This is a genomic window from Micromonospora psammae (assembly GCF_036902725.1).
In the GTDB taxonomy this organism is placed as follows: domain Bacteria; phylum Actinomycetota; class Actinomycetes; order Mycobacteriales; family Micromonosporaceae; genus Micromonospora.
The window spans coordinates 136,675-155,934 of record NZ_JBAKHM010000011.1; the positions used below are offsets into that span (position 1 = coordinate 136,675).

Annotated in this window: 18 protein-coding genes; 11 read left to right on the top strand and 7 right to left on the bottom strand. The window is 73.1% G+C overall.

What is annotated here, in order from left to right; translation table 11 throughout:
• Nucleotides 1–39: 39 nt before the first annotated feature.
• Nucleotides 40–807, bottom strand: a complete 768-nt coding sequence (locus V6U79_RS15710; RefSeq protein WP_334615058.1) for a phosphoglyceromutase — start codon at nucleotides 805–807, stop codon at nucleotides 40–42.
• 149 nt (nucleotides 808–956) lie between these two features.
• Between V6U79_RS15710 and V6U79_RS15715 the strand changes: the two genes are divergently transcribed.
• Nucleotides 957–2,285: an MDR family MFS transporter gene (locus tag V6U79_RS15715; protein ID WP_334615059.1), complete on the top strand. Its 1,329-nt coding sequence runs from the start codon at nucleotides 957–959 to the stop codon at nucleotides 2,283–2,285.
• An 84-nt stretch (nucleotides 2,286–2,369) separates the two neighbouring features.
• On the top strand, nucleotides 2,370–3,623 hold the full coding sequence (locus V6U79_RS15720; protein ID WP_334615060.1) for an MFS transporter: 1,254 nt from the start codon (nucleotides 2,370–2,372) through the stop codon (nucleotides 3,621–3,623).
• Nucleotides 3,624–4,063: 440 nt separating this feature from the next.
• Here the strand turns inward: V6U79_RS15720 and V6U79_RS15725 are convergent, their stop codons facing one another.
• The 3 genes from V6U79_RS15725 to mshA form a co-directional block, all read right to left on the bottom strand.
• The gene (locus tag V6U79_RS15725; protein ID WP_442933788.1) at nucleotides 4,064–4,897 is read right to left on the bottom strand and encodes a hypothetical protein; all 834 of its coding nucleotides are present in this window, start codon (nucleotides 4,895–4,897) and stop codon (nucleotides 4,064–4,066) included.
• A 287-nt stretch (nucleotides 4,898–5,184) separates the two neighbouring features.
• Nucleotides 5,185–5,700: a type III secretion system chaperone family protein gene (locus V6U79_RS15730; protein ID WP_334525342.1), complete on the bottom strand. Its 516-nt coding sequence runs from the start codon at nucleotides 5,698–5,700 to the stop codon at nucleotides 5,185–5,187.
• Nucleotides 5,701–5,757: 57 nt separating this feature from the next.
• Entirely contained in the window at nucleotides 5,758–7,122 is a 1,365-nt protein-coding gene (gene mshA, locus V6U79_RS15735) for a D-inositol-3-phosphate glycosyltransferase (protein WP_334615061.1), read from the bottom strand.
• Nucleotides 7,123–7,303: 181 nt separating this feature from the next.
• Here mshA and V6U79_RS15740 point away from each other — a divergent pair, with 181 nt between their 5' ends.
• Nucleotides 7,304–8,068 (top strand): SDR family NAD(P)-dependent oxidoreductase, encoded by a 765-nt coding sequence (locus tag V6U79_RS15740; RefSeq protein WP_334615062.1) that lies wholly within the window; start codon nucleotides 7,304–7,306, stop codon nucleotides 8,066–8,068.
• Nucleotides 8,068–8,853, top strand: coding sequence for a class I SAM-dependent methyltransferase (locus V6U79_RS15745; RefSeq protein ID WP_334615063.1), 786 nt, complete (start codon nucleotides 8,068–8,070; stop codon nucleotides 8,851–8,853). The genes V6U79_RS15740 and V6U79_RS15745 overlap by 1 nt, the downstream gene beginning before the upstream one ends.
• Before the next feature lie 156 nt (nucleotides 8,854–9,009).
• Here the strand turns inward: V6U79_RS15745 and V6U79_RS15750 are convergent, their stop codons facing one another.
• Entirely contained in the window at nucleotides 9,010–10,107 is a 1,098-nt protein-coding gene (locus V6U79_RS15750; protein ID WP_334615064.1) for a UDP-N-acetylmuramate dehydrogenase, read from the bottom strand.
• 70 nt (nucleotides 10,108–10,177) lie between these two features.
• Between V6U79_RS15750 and V6U79_RS15755 the strand changes: the two genes are divergently transcribed.
• The 7 genes from V6U79_RS15755 to V6U79_RS15785 all read left to right on the top strand — a co-directional run bounded on the left by V6U79_RS15755 (nucleotide 10,178) and on the right by V6U79_RS15785 (nucleotide 17,929).
• On the top strand, nucleotides 10,178–10,936 hold the full coding sequence (locus tag V6U79_RS15755; RefSeq protein ID WP_334525359.1) for a maleylpyruvate isomerase family mycothiol-dependent enzyme: 759 nt from the start codon (nucleotides 10,178–10,180) through the stop codon (nucleotides 10,934–10,936).
• Nucleotides 10,937–11,178: 242 nt separating this feature from the next.
• Nucleotides 11,179–12,486: an ABC transporter substrate-binding protein gene (locus tag V6U79_RS15760; protein ID WP_334525362.1), complete on the top strand. Its 1,308-nt coding sequence runs from the start codon at nucleotides 11,179–11,181 to the stop codon at nucleotides 12,484–12,486.
• Between the two features lie 116 nt (nucleotides 12,487–12,602).
• Nucleotides 12,603–13,592 carry a carbohydrate ABC transporter permease gene (locus V6U79_RS15765; protein WP_334615065.1) on the top strand — a complete coding sequence of 330 codons (990 nt, stop codon included), beginning with the start codon at nucleotides 12,603–12,605 and terminating at the stop codon, nucleotides 13,590–13,592.
• Nucleotides 13,589–14,422 (top strand): carbohydrate ABC transporter permease, encoded by an 834-nt coding sequence (locus V6U79_RS15770; protein ID WP_334615066.1) that lies wholly within the window; start codon nucleotides 13,589–13,591, stop codon nucleotides 14,420–14,422. Before V6U79_RS15765 ends, V6U79_RS15770 begins: the two co-directional genes overlap by 4 nt.
• 56 nt (nucleotides 14,423–14,478) lie before the next feature.
• The gene (locus tag V6U79_RS15775; protein WP_334615067.1) at nucleotides 14,479–15,846 is read left to right on the top strand and encodes a GH1 family beta-glucosidase; all 1,368 of its coding nucleotides are present in this window, start codon (nucleotides 14,479–14,481) and stop codon (nucleotides 15,844–15,846) included.
• Between the two features lie 19 nt (nucleotides 15,847–15,865).
• On the top strand, nucleotides 15,866–16,873 hold the full coding sequence (locus V6U79_RS15780; protein ID WP_334525373.1) for a LacI family DNA-binding transcriptional regulator: 1,008 nt from the start codon (nucleotides 15,866–15,868) through the stop codon (nucleotides 16,871–16,873).
• Nucleotides 16,874–16,948: 75 nt separating this feature from the next.
• Nucleotides 16,949–17,929: a GNAT family N-acetyltransferase gene (locus tag V6U79_RS15785; protein WP_334615068.1), complete on the top strand. Its 981-nt coding sequence runs from the start codon at nucleotides 16,949–16,951 to the stop codon at nucleotides 17,927–17,929.
• Here the strand turns inward: V6U79_RS15785 and V6U79_RS15790 are convergent, their stop codons facing one another.
• Entirely contained in the window at nucleotides 17,930–18,445 is a 516-nt protein-coding gene (locus tag V6U79_RS15790; RefSeq protein WP_334525379.1) for an O-acetyl-ADP-ribose deacetylase, read from the bottom strand.
• 1 nt (nucleotide 18,446) lies between these two features.
• Complete coding sequence (locus tag V6U79_RS15795; RefSeq protein ID WP_334615069.1) at nucleotides 18,447–19,238, bottom strand: EI24 domain-containing protein; 792 nt, start codon at nucleotides 19,236–19,238, stop codon at nucleotides 18,447–18,449.
• Between the last annotated feature and the right edge of the window lie 22 nt (nucleotides 19,239–19,260).

Here is a 19,260-nt window from a genome sequence, read left to right on the forward strand (position 1 = left end):
CCCCTCACCGGTGTCGGCGAGGGGCCCTTCCGGTCGCTGTCAGCGGCCCTGGTTGGCGACCGCGGCGGCGGCGGCCTTGGCGGCGGCCGGGTCGAGGTACGTCCCGCCGAGGGTGAGCGGGCGCAGCTGCGGGTCGAGGTCGTAGCGCAGCGGGATCCCGGTCGGGATGTTCAGCTTGGCGATCGCCTCGTCGGAGATCTGGTCGAGGTGCTTGACCAGGGCGCGCAGCGAGTTGCCGTGCGCGGCCAGCAGCACCGTGCGGCCGGCCAGGATGTCCGGGACGATCGAGTCGTACCAGTACGGCAGCATCCGCTCGACGACGTCCTTGAGGCACTCGGTGCGGGGCATCAGCTCGGTCGGCAGCAGCGCGTAGCGCGGATCGCCGACCTGCGAGAACTGGTCGTCGTCCGCGATCGGCGGGGGCGGGGTGTCGTACGACCGGCGCCAGAGCATGAACTGCTCCTCGCCGTACTCCTCCAGGGTCTGCTTCTTGTCCTTGCCCTGCAGGGCACCGTAGTGGCGCTCGTTGAGCCGCCAGGACCGGCGCACCGCGATCCAGTGCCGGTCGGCGGCGTTGAGCGCCAGCTCGGCGGTGCGGATCGCCCGGCGCATCACGCTGGTGTGCACCACGTCCGGCAGCAGGCTGTGTTCGCGCAGCAGCTCGCCGCCGCGGCGCGCCTCGTTCTCGCCCTTCTCGGTCAGGTCGACGTCCACCCAGCCGGTGAAGAGGTTCTTGGCGTTCCAGTCACTCTCGCCGTGCCGCAGCAGGACCAGCGTCCCGACGGTGGGCCCCTCGCTAGCAGTCATGCCGATCATCCTGCCGCACGGGAGGAACGGACACGCGGGCAGTGCCCGTGACGACCACCACGTGGAAAACCGGGTGACCGGCGTTCCCGGCCGAGACTAGGTTGTAAGGCGCTTACATCTTTGCGGTCATTACCTGAGCGGGGGCTCGCGTGCGGACGGTGCGGGGTTGGTTCCGGGACACCACCGGCGGACTACCGAGGGCCTTCTGGTACCTCTGGACCGGCACCCTGATCAACCGGCTCGGCTCGTTCGTCCTGGTCTTCCTCGCCATCTACCTCACCCAGGAGCGCGGCTTCTCGGCCTCCCAGGCCGGCCTGGTGCTCGGCCTATGGGGCGTCGGCGGCGCGGTCGGCACCACCGTGGGCGGCACCCTCGCCGACCGCTGGGGTCGCCGGCCCACCCTGCTCACCGCCCACCTCGGCGCGGCCACCATGATGCTGGCCCTCGGCTTCGCCCGGGACCTGCCGGAGGTGGCGGCGGGCGCGCTGCTGCTCGGCACGTTCGCCGAGGCGGCCCGACCGGCGTTCGGCGCCATGATGATCGACGTGGTGCCGGAGCGGGACCGGCTGCGCGCCTTCTCGCTGAACTACTGGGCGATCAACCTCGGCTTCGCCTGCGCGGCCGTGCTGGCCGGGTTCGCCGCCCAGGCCGGCTACCTGCTGCTCTTCGTGGTCGACGCGGCCACCACGCTGGTCACCGCCCTGATCATCTTCACCAGGGTGAAGGAGACCCGGGTCGCCTCCGCCCCCGTCCGCAGGACCTCCGACGCCCCCGCCGGCGCGCTGCGCACCATCGCCACCGACCGGATCTTCCTCGGCTTCGTGGTGCTGAACCTGTTCGGCGCGCTGGTCTTCCTCCAGCACATCTCGATGCTGCCGATCGCGATGGGCGACTCCGGCCTGACCCCGGCCACCTACGGCTCGGTGATCGCGCTCAACGGGGTGCTGATCGTGGTCGGCCAACTCTTCGTGCCCCGGCTGATCAGGGGCCGGAACCGGTCCCACGTGCTCGCCCTGGCCTCGCTGGTGATGGGCGTCGGCTTCGGCCTGACCGCGTTCGCCGACGCCGCCTGGTTCTACGGCGTCACCGTGCTGATCTGGACCCTCGGCGAGATGCTCAACTCGCCGTCCAACGCCACCCTGATCGCCGAGCTCTCCCCGGCCCGGCTGCGCGGTCGCTACCAGGGCGTCTTCTCGCTCTCCTGGCAGGTGGCCGGGGCGGTGGCCCCGATCCTCGGCGGGCTGGTCCGGGAGCAGCGCGGCAACAGCGCGCTCTGGCTCGGCTGCGCGGCGATCGGCGCCCTGATGGCGGTCGCCCACCTGGTCTCCGGGCCGGCCCGGGAACGCCGGGCCGCGCAGCTGCGTCCGCCGACCGAGCCGGTCACGCCGGTCGCCGCCGGAGCACCCGCGGTCCCGCAGGCGGGCGAGGCCGCCGCGACCGCACCCGCCGAGCCGGTCCCGGCCCGCACCCCCGCCTGAGTACGCCCCACCCCGCCGTCCGCCGCCGCGACCGTCGCTCTACGGTCGGAGGGATTACTGATAACAAACTTTTCTGGAGGACGGGTGCGCGGCCTGCGGCGCTGGTGGCACGACACGGCCGGCGGGCTCCCCGCCACCTTCTGGTACCTCTGGACCGGCCTGCTGATCAACCGGGCCGGCGCCTTCGCGCTGCTCTTCCTCTCCCTCTACCTCACCGAGGCGCGCGGGGCGAGCGAGGCCCTCGCCGGCACGGTCGTCGGGGCGTACGGGGCCGGCGGGGCGGTCGGCGTGCTGCTGGGCGGGGTGCTGGCGGACCGGTGGGGCCGGCGCGCCACCCTGCTCGCCGCGCACCTCGGCGCCGCCGCGCTGATGGCGGCGCTGGCCTTCAGCCAGCACCTGGTGCTGATCGCGGTCCTCGCCGCGCTGGTCGGGGTGGTGCACTCGATGCCGAGCCCCGCCTTCGTGGCGGCGATCGTCGACGTGGTGCCCGAGCACCGCCGCTCGCGGGCGTTCAACCTGCAGTTCTGGGCGTTCAACCTGGGCATGGCGGTCGCCGCCCTGCTGGCCGGGGTGCTGGCCGAGGCGAGCTTCATGGCGCTATTCCTGGTCGACGCCGCGGCCACGCTCGCCGCCGCCGCCGTGATCGCCGCGAAGGTGCCGGAGACCCTCACCCGCCCGCCCGCGGGCCGGGAACGGCCCTCGCGGCGGCGCTCCGGGCTGCGTACCGCGCTGACCGACCGGACCTTCCTGGTCTTCGTCGCGCTCACCTTCGTGCTGGCCGTGCTCACCATGCAGACGTCGACGATCATGCCGCTGGCGATGCGGGCGGACGGTCTCGGCCCCTCGGCGTACGGCGTGGTGGTGGCGCTGGGTGGGGCGCTGATCGTGGTGGGGCAGCTCTTCGTACCCCGGTTGATCGACCGGCACCGCACCGACCGCGTGCTGGCGCTCTCCACCAGCCTGCTCGCGGCGGGGTTCGGGGCGCTGGCGCTCGCCGACGCCCTCCCCGTCTACCTGGTCGCCGCGGTGGTCTGGACGGTCGGCTCGATGCTCGCCGCGCCGCCCAACGCGCAGATCAACGCCGACCTGGCCCCGCCCGAGCTGCGGGCGCGCTACCAGTCCGTGTTCTACCTGACCTTCCCGGCGGCGTCCTTCGTCGCGCCGACCGTGGGCGGGGTGAGCCTGCAGTACCTCGGGGACTGGCACTGGCTGATCGTCGGCGCGGTCGGGCTGCTCGCCGCCGGCGGTCACCTGCTGGCCGGCCCGTCCCGGCAGCGCCGGGTGGCCGCCCTGCGCGCCGCCGCGCCGCCGCGCGTCCCGCAACGACTGCCCGGCTGAGATCCGGTCCACGCCGGGCCGGGGGCACCGACGTCGGCCGGCGGTCCGTCAGGGTCGGCCGCCGGTGGCCGACCCACGGCAGAGCGCCCACCTCGACCGTGGTCGTGGTGGGCGCTCGAACCGCTTGCCCGGCGGCGGCGGGCGACACTCACCCCCGTAAGCGTCGCCCGCTCGCGCCGCCGGTTCCACGGGTGGCACCGTCCCCCAACGGTGTGCTCCACCCGTTTCTTGCGCCTCGCTCGGTGCACGGATCTGATCGATCCGCCGCTCCCCCGAACGGTTCCGAGCGTGGCGCGGTGCAATAAAGTTAGTTCGCCCGGATCCCCGGATTCAACCCGCATTGCTGTCTCGCCGGTCACAGCTCCGGGGTGTCCCCCGCTGTTCCGGGCCTCGCGATGTGTGCCAACGTCGCCTTCCCGCCCGGCATTCCCCTAAACCCCTCAGGCGTCTTCCCGATCGGGTGACTCCGTACGGAAGAAGTTGCTCGGCCGGCCGTCGCGCAACTGCTCCTGGTAGATGAGATTCAGCCCGCGCGAGTCGAACGTCCGGAACCACTCCTCCCAGGAGATCACCCGGATCCGACCGCTCTCCCGGTAGCCGGGGATGTCGAAGGTCAGCACCCCCGGTCGATCGTCCCGCTCGGTCCCGGCGATGGTGGCCGGCTTGGCGTCGCGCGCCTCGGCCCAGTGCCGGATCACCTCGTGGTTGGTGGTGACCAGGCTGCGCCCGGGACGCTCCGGCCGATCCGCCGGTGAGGAGATCAGCTGCGAGGACCGCACCGACCGGGAGGTGGAACGACCGGTCCGGATGCCGGTGGCCGGGGCACCCGCCGCCGGCCCGGCCTCGGCCCGGGTGGTGGGCTTCCGGGCCGTCGTGGACCTGCCGGCCGGCGCGGTCTTCGCCGTCGTCTTCTTCGCGGGCGCGGCCTTGGCGCGCGGCGTGGCCTTCTTCGCCGGCGCGGCCTTCGCCCGGCCCGTCGTCTTCTTCGCCGGGGCGGCCTTGGCCCGGGCGGTGGACTTGGCGGGCGTCGTCTTCGCGGGCGCGGTCTTCTTCGCCGCGGTCTTCTTCGCCGCGGTCTTCTTCGCCGTCGTCGCCTTCGCCGGTGCGGCCTTGCGCGCCCCGGTCGCCTTGCGGGCCGGCGCCGGCGCCGCCTTCGCCCGGGTGCCCTTCTCGGCGCCGGTCGCCTTCTTGCCGCCCGCCTTGGTGGCCGACGCCCGGCCGGCCGGGCCGGTGCTGCGCCGCGCGGCCGCACCCGGGCGGCTCTCCGACCGCAGCGTCCGCGCCAGCGTCTTCACCAGTTCGGGCTTGCGCAGCGCGGAGATGCCGGAGACACCGCGACGCTGCAGTTGGCCCCGGATGTCGTCCACCTTCATCCGGGAGATCTCCGACTCGGAGATGCCCGGCGTGCCCGGGCTCTGGTTGCCCGCCCGCCGTTTGGTACTGGTCGCCGTTCCGCCGCGACCTGAGCTGTTCCGCTGAGCCATGACATGCTCCTCCGACAGTCCGTCCTCGGCCTGCGGCGGGTCCCGAACTGCCGCACCGCAGCGGTGCGGCATACCCCTCAGGACCGGTCCGAACCTCCGGCGGACGGTTCGAAGAGGTGAGCGAAGGCGGCGAGGTTCGCGGTGGACTCGCCCCGCTTGACCCGCCACTCCCACTCGCGCCGGATCGAGCTGCCGAAGCCGATCTCCAGCATGGTGTCGAAGGACTCGTCGGAGTAGGTCAGCACCGCGCCGAGCAGGCGGTCCAGCTCGTCCGCGTCGACCCCGGCCGGGTTGACCCGACCGGTCAGGTAGACGTCGCCGACCTTGTCGATGGAGTACGAGACCCCGTACATCCGGGCGTTGCGCTGGAGCAGCCAGGCCCAGAGCTCCTCGCGCCGCTCGTCGGGCTGGCGCATCACGAACGCCTCGATCCGCAGCGCGTGCTCGCCGACGATGAGGTTGCAGATCGTCTTGAGCTTGTGCGTGCCGGGCAGGGTGATCGCGTAGGAGCCCTCGCCGGTCGACTCCCAGTCCAGCTCACGCTCGGTGCAGACGGACTCGATCAGGGCGGCCAGGTCGCTCTTCGCGCTCATCGGACCCACTCTACGGGCGGTCCGTCGGACACACCGGACGGCGAGCGGTGGTCCGGGTCACCACGAACAGGACAGAGCCGGGTCACCGGCGAGCTGGGCGGCCAACCGGCTCCGGTGCTCGGCGATCGCCTCGCCGTAGACGGCGAGCAGGCCGGAGGCGGTGCGCTGCCAGGAGAAGTTGCGCGCGTGCCGGGCCGCGCCGCGGCCCAGCTCCGCCCGTCGCGCCACGTCGGGCAGGAGCGAGCCGATGGTACGGGCCCAGTCGACCGGGTCGTGACCGTCGATGAGCACCCCGCTGACCTGGTCCCGGACCGCGGTCACCAGCCCACCGACGGCGGCCGCCACGACGGGCGTACCGCAGGCCTGGGCCTCCAGGGCGACCAGGCCGAACGACTCGTTGTACGACGGCACCGCGACCAGGTCCGCGGCCCGGTACAGGGCCGGCAGGTCGTCGCCCGTCTGCGGCGGCAGGAAGCGCACCCGGTCGGTGACGCCGAGCGAGGCGGCCAGCTCGATCAGGGCGGTGGGCCGGTCGAGGCCGCTGCCGCTCGGGCCGCCGCAGATCACCACGGTCAGCTCGTCGGCGAGCGCCGGGTCGCGGTCACGCAGCGCGGCGACGGCGCGGATGAGCACGTCCGGCGCCTTCAACGGCTGGATCCGGCCGACGAACGCCACCACGTACCCGGCGGTGGGCAACCCGAGCCGGCGCCGGGCGGCGAGCTGGCCGGCCCGCCGGTCCCCTACGGTGGGTCGGAACCGGTCCAGGTCGACACCGGGCTCGACCACGGCCACCCGGGCCGGGTCGGCGTCGTAGCAGCCGATCAGGTCGCCGGCCTCCACCCGGGTGTTGGCGACCAGGCGGTCGGCCTCGGCGACCACCTGCTCCTCGCCGATCACCCGGGCCTTCGGCTCCGGGCGGTCACCGGCGGCGAGCTTCGCGTTCTTGACCTTGGCCAGGGTGTGCGCGGTGTGCACCAGCGGCACCCCCCAGCGCTCCTTGGCCAGCCAGCCGACCTGCCCGGAGAGCCAGTAGTGCGAGTGGATCAGGTCGTAGTGGCCCGGCGGCCGCGACGCCTCAGCGCGCAGCACGCCGGCGGTGAAGGCGCAGAGCTGGCCGGGCAGCTCCTCCTTGGTCAGCCCCTCCAGGGGGCCGGAGGTGACGTGCCGGACGTGCACGCCGGGGGCCATCTCGACCACCGGCGGCAGGTCGCCGGAGGTGGCCCGGGTGAAGATCTCGACCTCGACGTCGGCCTCGGCGAGCCGCCGGGCGACCTCCAGGATGTAGACGTTCATGCCGCCCGCGTCGCCGGTGCCCGGCTGGTGCAGCGGCGAGGTGTGCACCGAGAGGGTCGCCACCCGCCGGGGCCGGGGCCACGGCCGCGCACAGCGCTGCCGACCGACGCCGGTGTGCATCTCCGCCACGTCCGCTCCCTCTGCCACGGTTGTTGCCGTCCCGCACGACCGGCGCTCCACGGTCAACCACCACGCCGGGTGTCATCTTCCCGATCGCGCACCGGAAATGCCTCCGTGCGTCCCTCCGGGGTGACCCAGTTCATCGACCGCCCCGACCGGGTCGGGAGGACGCGGGGGTGACAATGTCCCGATGACCTCTGTCGCGATCGTCACCGGGGCGTCCAGCGGGATCGGCGCGGCCACCGCCCGCCGGCTCGCCGCCGAGGGTTTCCACGTGCTGGCCGCCGCCCGCCGCGCCGACCGGCTCGCCGAACTGGTCACGGAGATCGCCGCGGCCGGCGGGGCGGCGACCGCGGTGACCTGCGACGTCACCTCCGACGAGTCGGTGGCGGCGCTGGCCGACGCCGCCGCGTCCGCGCCGGGTCCGGTGACCCTGCTGGTGAACAACGCCGGCGGCGCGCGCGGGCTGGACCCGGTGGAGTCCGGTTCGGTCGGTGACTGGCAGTGGATGTACGACGTCAACGTGCTCGGCACGCTCCGGGTCACCCAGGCCCTGCTGCCCGCGCTGGAGTCCTCCGGGGCCGGCACGATCGTCATCGTCTCCTCCACCGCCGGCTTCACGGTCTACGAGGGCGGCGGCGGCTACACGGCGGCGAAGCACGCGCAGACCGCCATCGCCGGCACGCTGCGGTTGGAGCTCTGCGGCCGGCCGGTCCGCGTGATCGAGATCGACCCGGGAATGGTCAAGACCGACGAGTTCGGGCTGGTGCGGTTTGCCGGCGACGAGGCGAAGGCCGCCGCCACCTACGCCGGGGTGGCCGAGCCGCTGGTCGCCGAGGACGTCGCGGACTGTGTCGCCTGGTGCGCGACCCGTCCGCACCACGTCAACGTGGACCGGCTGGTGGTCCGCCCGCTGGCCCAGGCCGCCCAGCACAAGGTGCACCGGACGTCCTGATGGGGCGACGGCCGCTGGGGGCGGTCACCCGGGGCACCACGAATCCCAACCGGCTGCGCCGGGTGGACAACTGGATCGTGGCGACCTGCGGGGACCGGCTCCGCGCGGCGGCCGACCCGCTGGTGGTGGATCTCGGGTACGGCGCCACCCCGGTCACGGCCGTGGAGCTGCGCGCCCGGCTCGCCGCCGGGGTCCGCGCCGACGTGCGGGTGGTCGGCCTGGAGATCGATCCGGTACGCGTGGCCGCGGCCCAGCCCGCCGCCGAGCCGCCGGGGCTCACCTTCGCCCGGGGCGGCTTCGAGCTGGCCGGTCTGCGTCCCGCCCTGGTCCGCGCGTTCAACGTGCTCCGCCAGTACGACGAGAGCGAGGTCGCCGCGGCCTGGCGGACGATGACCGACCGGCTGGCCCCCGGCGGGTTGCTGGTGGAGGGGACCTGCGACGAGCTGGGCCGCCTCGGCGGCTGGGTGCTGCTCGACGCCGCCGGGCCACGGACGTTGACCCTGGCCGCCCGGCTGGCCACTCTGGAGTCCCCGATCCAGCTGGCCGAGCGGCTGCCCAAGGCGCTGATCCACCGCAACGTGCCCGGGGAGCCCGTGCACGACCTGATCCGCGCCCTGGACGACGCCTGGCAGGCCGCCGCCGGCTACGCCCCCTTCGGCCCCCGGCAACGCTGGCTCCGGGCGGTCACCGCCCTGCGCGCGGCCGGCTGGCCGGTCCTGGACCGCCCCCGCCGCTGGCGCCAGGGCGAACTGACCGTCCCCTGGCCCACCGTCGCCCCCACCTGACCGCCCCCACCTCCCCCCGCTCGCTCACCCCGGGTCACTCACCCCGTTGATCATGAAGTTGGCGGCGGTTTGGAGATCGACACCGCCGTCAACTTCATGATCGACGAGGTGGACGCCCTGGGGGCGAGGTGGGGGTGGGTGGGGTGGGGGTGGGGGTCAGATCGTGCAGTTGATGAGGACGGGTTCGGGGTGGAGGGTCACCGCGAAGCGTTCGTGGACGCCGTCGCGGATGTGGCGGGCGAGGGTGATCAGGGCCTCGGTGGTGGCGGTGCCGCTGCGGTTGGTGAGGGCGAGGGTGTGCTTGCTGGAGATCGCCACGCCCCCGCGGCCGGGGTGGCCCTTGCTGAAGCCGGCCTTGTCGATCAGCCAGGCGGCGCTGACCTTGACCATGTCCCCCGCGCCGGGCCAGGCGGGCGGTTCACCGAGGTCCGCGCCGAGAGCGCGCCGGCGCAGCAGCTCGTACGCGGCCCGGTCGAGCACCGGGTTGGTGAAGAACGAGCCCACCGACCAGGTGTCCGGGTCCTCGGCGTCGAGCACCATGCCCTTGCCGGCGCGCAGCCGCAGCACGGCGGCCCGGGCGTCGGCCAGCGGCACCCGGTCACCGACGGCAACGCCGAGGGCGCGGGCCAGCTCGGCGTAGCGCACCGGGCCGGAGAGCGGGGAGCGGTGCAGCCGGAAGTCGACCGAGAGCACCACCCAGCGCTCGCTGTACTTGAAGATGCTGGACCGGTACGCGAACCCGCAGTCCGCCGCGTCGACCCGGCCCAGGCTGCCGTCGGCGCGGTCGAGGACCTGGACGCCGGTGATGATCTCGGCCACCTCCTGGCCGTACGCGCCGACGTTCTGGATCGGGGTGGCGCCGGCCGAGCCGGGGATCCCGGACAGGCACTCCAGGCCGGACCAGCCGTTGGCGACGGTGGCCGCGACCAGGTCGTCCCAGGGCTCACCGGCCTCGACCCGTACGGTGACGGTGTCGGCGTCCTCGGCGACCACCCGCAGCCCCCGGGAGCGGACCAGGACGACCGTGCCGGGGAAGCCCGCGTCGCCGACGACGACGTTGCTGCCACCCGCGAGGATCAGGACCGGCTCGTCCCGCCGCTGCGCCTGCCGCACCTTTTGTACGATCTCGTCGGCGCTGGTGGCGGCCTCGAGCCGGGCGGCGGCGCCACCGAGGCGGAGCGTGGTGTACCGCGCCAGGGCGGCCGGGTCGGCGGGGTCGGCTCCGGTGGCCGGTTCGGCGTAGACGTCTGACACGCCCTTCACCCTAGGCTGAGGGGTAGCCGAGGCACCCACTGGTGGCCCGGTCACCCCCGGGAGGATTGCGATGAGCAGACTGCACGGCACGAAGGACTTCTGGATCGGGGCGCTCCGGGCGGACGGCCCGGCGTTCGCCGCCGCCGTCGCCGAGGCCCCGCCGGAGACACCGGTGCTGTCCTGTCCGGGCTGGACGGTCGCCGACCTCACCCTGCACCTCGCCGGCGTCTACCACTGGGTGCACTCCTTCGTCGGCTCCGGGCAGACCAGCCAGCCGGCCCGCCGAGGCGCCGCCGAACTGCCCGCCGGCGTGACCCCGTTGCAGCACTGGCAGCAGGGATACGACCAGCTCATGACCCTGTTCGACACGCTGGACCCGGAGGCTCCGGCGTGGAACTGGGCGCCGCAGCCGAAGAAGGCCGGCTTCTGGACGCGCCGGGTCGCGCACGAGACGGCGGTGCACCGCTGGGACGCCCAGCTCGCGATCGCCGCCGGTGAGCCAATCGAGGCGAAGCTCGCCGCCGACGGGGTCAGCGAGGCGTTGGACACCTTCCTGCCCGCGGGCCACCGCAGGACGCCCGGCCAGTGGCACGGCGTGGTGCAGCTGACCGCGACGGACGCCGCCCAGGAGTGGTACCTGCGGCTGCGCGGCGAGGGGGTGGCCCTGCTCGACACCGCCACCGTCTTCGGCCACGACGACCACCACGCCCGAGCGCAGGCCACCGGCACCGCCAGCGACCTGCTGCTCGCTCTCTGGGGCCGGGTCAGCTTCGACACCCTCGACGTGGCGGGCGACCGCTCGCTGCTGGAGGGCCTGCGCACCGGCTGATCCCGCCCACCGTTCGGAGGGGGCCGTCCTGCCACGGGGACGGCCCCCTTTCCGTGTCCACATCGCCGCGACGGGTCGCGCCCCGGTCGCTGAGAGAGCGCTCTCTTGACAGATGCCGGACCGCCCACCACCCTGTCGTGAGAGCGCTCTCTCGGCCCCTTGGCACCTCGGAAACCCGGGCCCGCGACTCGCTCATCAGCAGGTCCACCCGCTCCACCATCCGATGATCCGAGAGGAATCCCATGGCTACCTTCTCCCGCCGCCGCCTGGCGGCGGTGGCCCTCGTGGCCACCACGGCGCTGCTCGGCACCGCCGCCTGCGGTGGCGCCGACGACGCCGCCCAGGACGGGCCGATCACCCTGACCGTCGATGTCTTCGGCCAGTTCGGCTACGAGGAGCTGTACAAGGAGTACATGGCCAGCCACCCCGACGTGAAGATCGTCGAGCGGGGCACCGGCAGCAACCTCGACGAGTACTCGCCGAAGCTCACCCAGTGGCTCGCCACCGGCAAGGGCGCGGGCGACGTGGTCGCCATCGAGGAGGGGCTGCTGGTCGAGTACAAGGCCAATCCGCACCACTTCGTCAACCTGTTCGACCACGGCGCCGCCGACCTCAAGGGCAACTTCCTGGAGTGGAAGTGGAACCAGGGGCTCACCGCCGACGGCAAGCACCTGGTCGGCCTCGGCACCGACGTGGGCGGCATCGCCATGTGCTACCGCAAGGACCTCTTCGCGAAGGCCGGCCTGCCCACCGCACGGGCCGAGGTGTCCAAGCTCTGGCCGACCTGGCAGGACTACATCAGGGTCGGCGAGCAGTTCAAGGCGAAGAACACCGGGGCGTCGTTCCTCGACGCGGCGACCAACACCTTCAACACGATCCTGCTCCAGACCGCCGGCAACACCTCGGGTCACAGCTACTACGACACCGCCGACAACCTGGTCGTCGACAGCAACCCCGCCGTCAAGCAGGCGTACGACCTGACGATGGACATCATCGACTCCGGCCTCTCCGGCAGGTACGGGTCCTGGTCGGAGGAGTGGGTCTCCGCCTTCAAGCAGTCGAAGTTCGCCACCATCGCCTGCCCCGCCTGGATGACCGGCGTCATCGAGGGCAACGCCGGTCCGGCCGCCAAGGGCAGGTGGGACATCGCCCAGGTGCCCGGCGACGGCGGCAACTGGGGCGGCTCGTTCCTCGCCGTGCCGAAGCAGAGCAAGCACCAGGCCGAGGCGGCCGAGCTGGCCAAGTTCCTGACCAGCGCCAAGGGCCAGATCGGGGCCTTCAAGGCCAAGGGCCCGCTGCCGTCGTCGCCGCAGGCGCTCGACGACCCGGCGATCGCCGACTCGAAGAGCGCGTACTTCTCCGACGCCCCGGTCGGCAGGATCTTCGGCACCGGCGCGAAGAGCCTGAAGCCGGTCTACATGGGTCCGAAGAACCAGGCCGTCCGCACCGAGGTGGAGAACGCGGTCCGCACGGTCGAGCTGGGCCAGCGCACCCCCGCCCAGGGCTGGACCGACGCGGTGAACAACGCCAAGAAGGCCGCCGCCAAGTAGCCCGCGCGCCACCTCCCCGTCGGTGCAGGAGCGATGGTCGTGGCCGGAGATCGTCCGACGACGACGAGCCCTGGACCGACGGGGAGGGTGGGCACGGCGGAGAAGGAGTTCATGGCATGGCCGTTCAGCTCGACGCTCGGCCGCCGGTCCTGCCGGCGCCGCGGCACGCCCGCCCGAAGCGGGGCAGCCGACTCACCCGGTTCGACACCCGGTACTCGCCCTACCTCTACATCGCACCGTTCTTCCTGCTCTTCGCGGTCTTCGGGATCTACCCGCTGGTCTACACGTTCTGGGTCTCGCTGCACGACTGGGACCTGCTCGGCGCCAACCCGACGTTCATCGGGGCGCAGAACTACACCCAGTTGCTCGCCGACCCCGACTTCTGGCACTCGGTGGTCAACACCCTCGGGATCTTCGTCATCTCCACGGTGCCGCAGCTGCTCCTCGCGCTCTGGCTGGCCAACCTGCTCAACCGCCAGCTGCGCGCGCGGACCACCTGGCGGATGGCGGTGCTCGTACCCAACGTCACCTCCACCGCCGCGGTGGCGATCGTCTTCGGGGTGCTCTTCGGCCGCGAGTTCGGCATGGTCAACTGGTTGCTCGACCTGGTCGGCGTCGACGCGATCGACTGGAAGGCCAACCGGTTCGCCTCCTGGGTGGCCATCTCGACCATGGTCGACTGGCGCTGGACCGGCTACAACGCGCTGATCTTCCTGGCCGCGATGCAGGCCATCCCGCGCGACCTGTACGAGTCGGCCTCGATCGACGGCGCCGGTCGGTCCCGGCAGTTCTGGTCGATCACCGTGCCGCTGCTCAAACCGACGATCATCTTCGCCGTCATCATCTCCACCATCGGCGGGCTCCAGCTCTTCACCGAGCCCCGCCTCTTCAACTCCGGCACCAACGCGATCCGGGGCGGACCGCTGCGCGAGTCCCAGACGGTGACCATGTACATGTTCGAGAACGCCTTCGCGCCGCACTACAACTTCGGCTACGGCTCCGCGGTCGCCTGGCTGCTCTTCGCCCTGATCGCCGTGGTGGCCGCCATCAACGTGCTGGTCCTCCGCCGGCTCGGCGGCGGCGCGGGCAAGGAGGGATCCCGATGACCCGACTCTGGTCGGCCGGCCGACTCACCTACGCGGCACTGGCCGCCACCGCCCTCCTGTCGATCTTCCCGATCTACTGGATGTTCGTGGTGGCCAGCCGGACCAGTGACGCGATGGGCCAGGTGCCGCCCCCGGTCACCCCCGGCGGCAACCTCGGCGCCAACATCTCCCGGCTTCTCGCCAACACCGACGCGAACTTCCTGACCGGCCTGGTCAACTCGACGATCGTGGCGGTCTCGGTCACCGTCTCGGTGGTCTTCTTCTCCACCCTGGCCGGGTTCGCCTTCGCCAAGCTGCGCTTCCGCGGGCGCAACGCGCTGCTGCTGGTCATCATCGCGACGATGATGGTGCCCACCCAGCTCGGCGTCATCCCGCTCTACCTGCTGATGACGAAGCTGAACTGGAACGACCGGCTGCCGGCGGTGATCGTCCCGGCGCTGGTCACCGGCTTCGGCGTGTTCATGATGCGCCAGTACGCCGGCCAGGCGGTCAGCACCGAGCTGATCGAGGCCGCCCGGATCGACGGGTGCAGCACCGCGCGGATCTACTGGAACGTGGTGCTGCCCGCGCTGCGCCCCGCCGCCGCCGTGCTCGGCCTGCTCACCTTCATGACCACCTGGAACGACTTCCTCTGGCCGTACGCCGTGCTCAACGACCCGGAGAACCCGACCGTGCAGCTGTCGCTGCGGGCGCTCTCCGACGGCTACTACCAGGACATGTCGCAGGTGTTCACCGGGACGGCCATCGCCACCCTGCCCCTGCTGCTCGTGTTCGTCCTGTTCGGCCGCCAGATCATCGGCGGCATCATGGAAGGTGCGGTGAAGGCGTGAGCGCGAGGAGTGAGCCGGTCCCGCCGGCCCCGCGGTCGGGAACGGAGGACGGCACGGTGAGTGAGTTCCGGTTTCCCGAGAACTTCGTCTGGGGCGCGGCCACCGCGGCGTACCAGATCGAGGGCGCGGCCCACGACGACGGGCGCGGCCCGTCGATCTGGGACACCTTCAGCCGTACGCCCGGCAAGGTGCACCGGGGGCACACCGGCGACGTCGCCTGCGACCACTACCACCGGTACGCCGACGACGTGGCCCTGATGTCCGAGCTGGGGCTGCGGGCGTACCGCTTCTCGGTGGCCTGGCCCCGGATCCAGCCCGACGGCACCGGCCCGGTCAACCCGCGCGGGCTGGACTTCTACGACCGGCTCACCGACGCGCTGCTCGACCGGGGCATCGACCCGATCGTCACCCTCTACCACTGGGACCTGCCGCAGTCCCTCCAGGACCGGGGCGGCTGGACCAACCGGGACACCGCCGAGCACCTCGCCGACTACGCGGTCGCCGTACACCACCGGCTCGGCGACCGGATCCGCACCTGGACCACGCTCAACGAGCCGTGGTGCTCGGCGTACCTCGGCTACGGCAACGGGGTGCACGCCCCCGGCGAGCGGGACGCCGGGGCGGCCTTCGCCGCCGTACACCATCTGCTCCTCGGCCACGGCCTGGCGGCCCGCGCGCTGCGCGCGGCCGGCGCGCGGACCCTCGGCATCACCCTCAACCCGGCGGACGTGCAGCCGGCGGACCCGGACAGCGCGGCCGACCGCGCGGCGGTCCGGCTGGTCGACGGGCTGCACAACCGGATCTTCCTCGATCCGCTGACCGGCGCCGGCTACCCGGACGACGTGCTGGAGCACGTCAGCCGCCTGGTGGCACCGACATTCGTCCGGGACGGCGACGAGAAGACCATCGCCGCGCCGATCGACCTGCTCGGCGTCAACTACTACGCCCCGACCTACGTCGCCGGCCGGCCCGACGGGGCCGGGGGCGGCGGGGCGTACCCGGGCACCGAGGGCGCGGTGGAGTTCCTCCCGCCGACCGGCCCGCTGACCGACTCGGGCTGGATGATCGAGGCCGCCGGGCTGACCCGGCTGCTGGAGCGGATCGACCGGGACTACCCGGGGCTGCCCCTGATGATCACCGAGAACGGCGGCGCCTTCCCGGACCGGGCCGGCGCCGACGGCCCGGTGGTGGACAGCGACCGGATCGCCTACCTCGACGGACATCTGCGCGCGGCGCACCGGGCCATCGCCCGGGGAGTCGACCTGCGCGGCTATCTCGTATGGTCGTTGCTGGACAACTTCGAGTGGGCCGAGGGCTACCGGAAGCGGTTCGGGATCGTCCACGTCGACTACCTGACCCAACGGCGCACACCGAAGTCCAGCGCCCGGTGGTACCAGGAGGTGATCTCCCGGAACGGGCTGTGACGAGGCGGTGGTAGCGGGGATGACGACGGCACAACGACCGACCCTGGAGGCGGTCGCCCGGCGGGCCGGGGTGTCCCGGGCGACCGTGTCCCGGGTGGTCAACGGCTCCACCACCGTCGCCGAGCCGATCCAGGAGGCGGTCCGCCGGGCGGTGGCCGAGCTGGGGTACGTGCCGAACCTGGCCGCCCGCAGCCTGGTCACCCAGCGGACCGACTCGGTCGCCCTGGTGATGCCCGAGGAGGCCACCCGGGTCTTCTCCGACGACCAGGTCTTCCCCGGGATCATCCGGGGCGCGGCGCAGGAGCTGGAGGCGGCCGACAAGCAGCTGGTGCTGATGCTCGCCGGGTCGGCGGCCGGCCACGAGCGGGTCGAGCGGTACACCACCGGACGGCACGTGGACGGGGTGCTCTTCGCCTCGCTGCACGGGGAGGATCCGCTGCCCGGCACGCTGAGCCGGCTCGGCATCCCGGTGGTCTGCGCCGGCCGGCCGCTGGACGGCGCCCAGGTGCCGTACGTCGACGTGGACAACGTCGGCGGGGTGACCCGGGCGGTGCGCCACCTGATCGGGAACGGTCGCCGGCGGATCGCCACCATCGCCGGCCCGCAGGACATGATCGCCGGTATCGAACGGCTCACCGGCTACCGGGAGACGGTCGCCGCCGCCGGGCTGGCGGAGCTGGTCGCGTACGGCGACTTCACCCGGGAGTCCGGGGCCGCGGCGATGCACCAGCTGCTCACCGCGCACCCCGACCTGGACGCGGTCTTCGCCGCCTCCGACCTGATGGCGCACGCCGCCCTGCGGACGCTGCGCGAGGCGGGGCGACGGGTGCCCGAGGACGTCGCGGTGATCGGCTTCGACGACATCGAGACGGCGGCGTACACCGAGCCGCCGCTCACCACGGTGCGCTGGGAGATCGTCGAACTGGGCCGGGAGATGACCCGACAGCTGCTCCGGCTGGCCGCCGGTGAGGTGATCGAGGAGGCGGTGATCCTCCCGACGGAGCTGGTGGTGCGCGCATCGGCCTGACGGCTGCGGCGGCGGCCGGTGCGGCCACCGGTTAACCCGTGGCCGCCCGTCCCCCGGCCCTCTACCCTCGGCGGCATGACGGACCCACGCGCGGCATCCCGGCCCACGGCAACGGTCCCGGCGGCCGGCGTCCCCGTGTCCCCCCGGCGGGCCGGAGGGTTCGCGATCCGGGCGGCCCGGCCGGAGGACGCGGCGGAGGTGGTGGCGCTGCGCGCAGTCGTCCATCCGTACCTGGTGCGGGGCGTCGAGTCGACCCGGCAGATGATCGCCCAACCCCCACCCGGCGAGGACTGGACCGCCTGGGTGGTCGAGTCCGCCGGTCAGGTGATCGGCTGGGCGTCCGCGTACCGCAACAGCCAGACCTCCGAGGCGGACTTCGGCGAGATCTCCACGCTGCACGTCCACCCCGAGCATCGGGGCCGGGGCGCGGGCACCGCGCTGCTCACCGCCGCCCTGGACCACCTGCGTGCCATCCGGGCCCGCCGGGTGCTCACCTGGGTCCGGCCCGAGTCGCTGGACTTCGCCCGCCGGCACGGTTTCACCCCGAGCCGGGAGATGGTGCTGTCCGCGCTCGACCTGCGACCGGCCCCACCGGCGCCCGAGCCGCCCCCGGAGGTACGGCTGCTCGCGGCGACGGAGGTGGACCCGCGCCGCATCCACGCCGCCGACGTCGCCTCGGCCGCCGACGAGCCCGGCGACGTGCCGTCGGACGCGATCGCCTACGACAGTTGGCGGTACGAGGTCTGGGACAACCTGGGCCTGGACCGCGCGGCCAGCACGGTGGCCGAAGTCGACGGCGAGCTGGCCTCGTTCAGCCTGGTCAAGCGGGACGGCGACCGGATGTGGTCGGACTACACCGGCACCGTGCCGGCGTACCGGGGCCGCGGGTTGGCCCGCCTGGTCAAGCGGGCGGCCCTGCACCGGGCCGCCGCCGGCGGGGTACGGGTGGCGTACACCTCCAACGACGGGGCGAACGCCCCCATGCTGGCGGTCAACACCCGGCTGGGCTACCGCCCGGTCGCCTCGCAGTGGTCCTGCCTCCGCGACCTGGCGTGATCAGCCCGCCGCGGCGACCCGCGCCGCCGTGGCGTACGTGTCCGCGCCGAAAAGCACCAGCCGGGCCTCGGTGACGGTGGCGGGCGTGGCGGCGCGCAGCACGGCCAGCGCCTGGCGTACGGCGTCGTCGACCGGCCAGCCGTAGACGCCGGCGGAGATCAGCGGGAACGCCACCGTGATCGCGCCCAACTCGTCGGCGACGGCCAGGCTGTTGGCGTAGCAGTCGCGCAGCAGCGCCGACCGGTCCTCGGTGGCCGAGAAGACCGGACCGACGGTGTGCACCACCCAGCGCGCCGGCAGCTCACCGGCGGTGGTGGCGACCGCCTCGCCGGTGGGCAGCCCGCGGCCGTACCGGGAGGCGCGCAGGGCCCGGCACTCCGCGAGGATCGCGGGGCCGCCCCGGCGGTGGATCGCGCCGTCCACTCCCCCGCCGCCGAGCAGCGACGAGTTGGCGGCGTTGACGATCACGTCGACCCGCTGGGCGGTGATGTCCCCCTCGACCAGGGTGATCTCCATGTCAGGACTCCCGGATGGGCTGGCCGAACGTCCGGCGGGTGAGCAGGGTGGCCCCGGCGACGGCGGCCGGCATCACCAGCACCGCACCGAGCGGGATCAGGAAGCAGACGAAGACCGCCACGCCGAAGCCCAGCGCGGTGGGCCGGTCCGCCTTCAGCATGGACCGCCGCTCCGGCAGCCGCAGCCCGCGCCGGGCGAACGGCGCGCCGACCAGTTCCACGGTGAGCAGCCAGCCGCCCACCGCCGCCCCGATCACCGGTACCACGGTCTGCCCGACCACCGGGATGAACCCGGCGGCGAAGAGCGGGATGCCGATCAGCACCGAGAGGCCCACCAGCCGCAGCGAGTCGGCGGCGCTGCGCCGCAGCGACGCCCAGAACGGCACCTCCACCGCGTCGGGGGTGCCGCCGAGGCGCTCCTCCACCCGTTCGGAGATCTTCTCGTAGAACGGGTCGCCGATGGCGAGGGTGACCGCCGTGAAGGCGACCACCCCGAGCAGGCCGCCCAGCCCGAGGAAGGCCAGCCCGGCGATCACCCGGACCAGGCTGCGCGGCGTCGGCGACCAGTCGTCGGCGAACGGGGTGACCAGCGCGGCTAGGTTGTCCACGAAGTACACCAGGGCGGCGATCGCGGAGAGAAAGAGCGCACCGGAGATCAACGCCGGCACGACACCGAGCAGCATCAGCCCGGGGCTGCGGACGTAGAGGGCGAGGCCGCGCAGGAGCAGGCCGACGCCGGCGAAGAACCCGCCGGCCGCACCGGTTACGGGCGTGAAGATCCGGGGTGCGTTCACGAGCGGGAGCCTAGTGGTACCT

Excerpts from the sequence above, each read along its gene's own strand:
- V6U79_RS15710 (WP_334615058.1), bottom strand. The coding sequence starts at position 807 with ATGACTGCTAGCGAGGGGCCCACCGTCGGGACGCTGGTCCTGCTGCGG.
- V6U79_RS15730 (WP_334525342.1), bottom strand. The coding sequence starts at position 5,700 with ATGAGCGCGAAGAGCGACCTGGCCGCCCTGATCGAGTCCGTCTGCACC.
- V6U79_RS15740 (WP_334615062.1), top strand. The coding sequence starts at position 7,304 with ATGACCTCTGTCGCGATCGTCACCGGGGCGTCCAGCGGGATCGGCGCG.
- V6U79_RS15745 (WP_334615063.1), top strand. The coding sequence starts at position 8,068 with ATGGGGCGACGGCCGCTGGGGGCGGTCACCCGGGGCACCACGAATCCC.
- V6U79_RS15755 (WP_334525359.1), top strand. The coding sequence starts at position 10,178 with ATGAGCAGACTGCACGGCACGAAGGACTTCTGGATCGGGGCGCTCCGG.
- V6U79_RS15760 (WP_334525362.1), top strand. The coding sequence starts at position 11,179 with ATGGCTACCTTCTCCCGCCGCCGCCTGGCGGCGGTGGCCCTCGTGGCC.
- V6U79_RS15765 (WP_334615065.1), top strand. The coding sequence starts at position 12,603 with ATGGCCGTTCAGCTCGACGCTCGGCCGCCGGTCCTGCCGGCGCCGCGG.
- V6U79_RS15770 (WP_334615066.1), top strand. The coding sequence starts at position 13,589 with ATGACCCGACTCTGGTCGGCCGGCCGACTCACCTACGCGGCACTGGCC.
- V6U79_RS15780 (WP_334525373.1), top strand. The coding sequence starts at position 15,866 with ATGACGACGGCACAACGACCGACCCTGGAGGCGGTCGCCCGGCGGGCC.
- V6U79_RS15785 (WP_334615068.1), top strand. The coding sequence starts at position 16,949 with ATGACGGACCCACGCGCGGCATCCCGGCCCACGGCAACGGTCCCGGCG.
- V6U79_RS15790 (WP_334525379.1), bottom strand. The coding sequence starts at position 18,445 with ATGGAGATCACCCTGGTCGAGGGGGACATCACCGCCCAGCGGGTCGAC.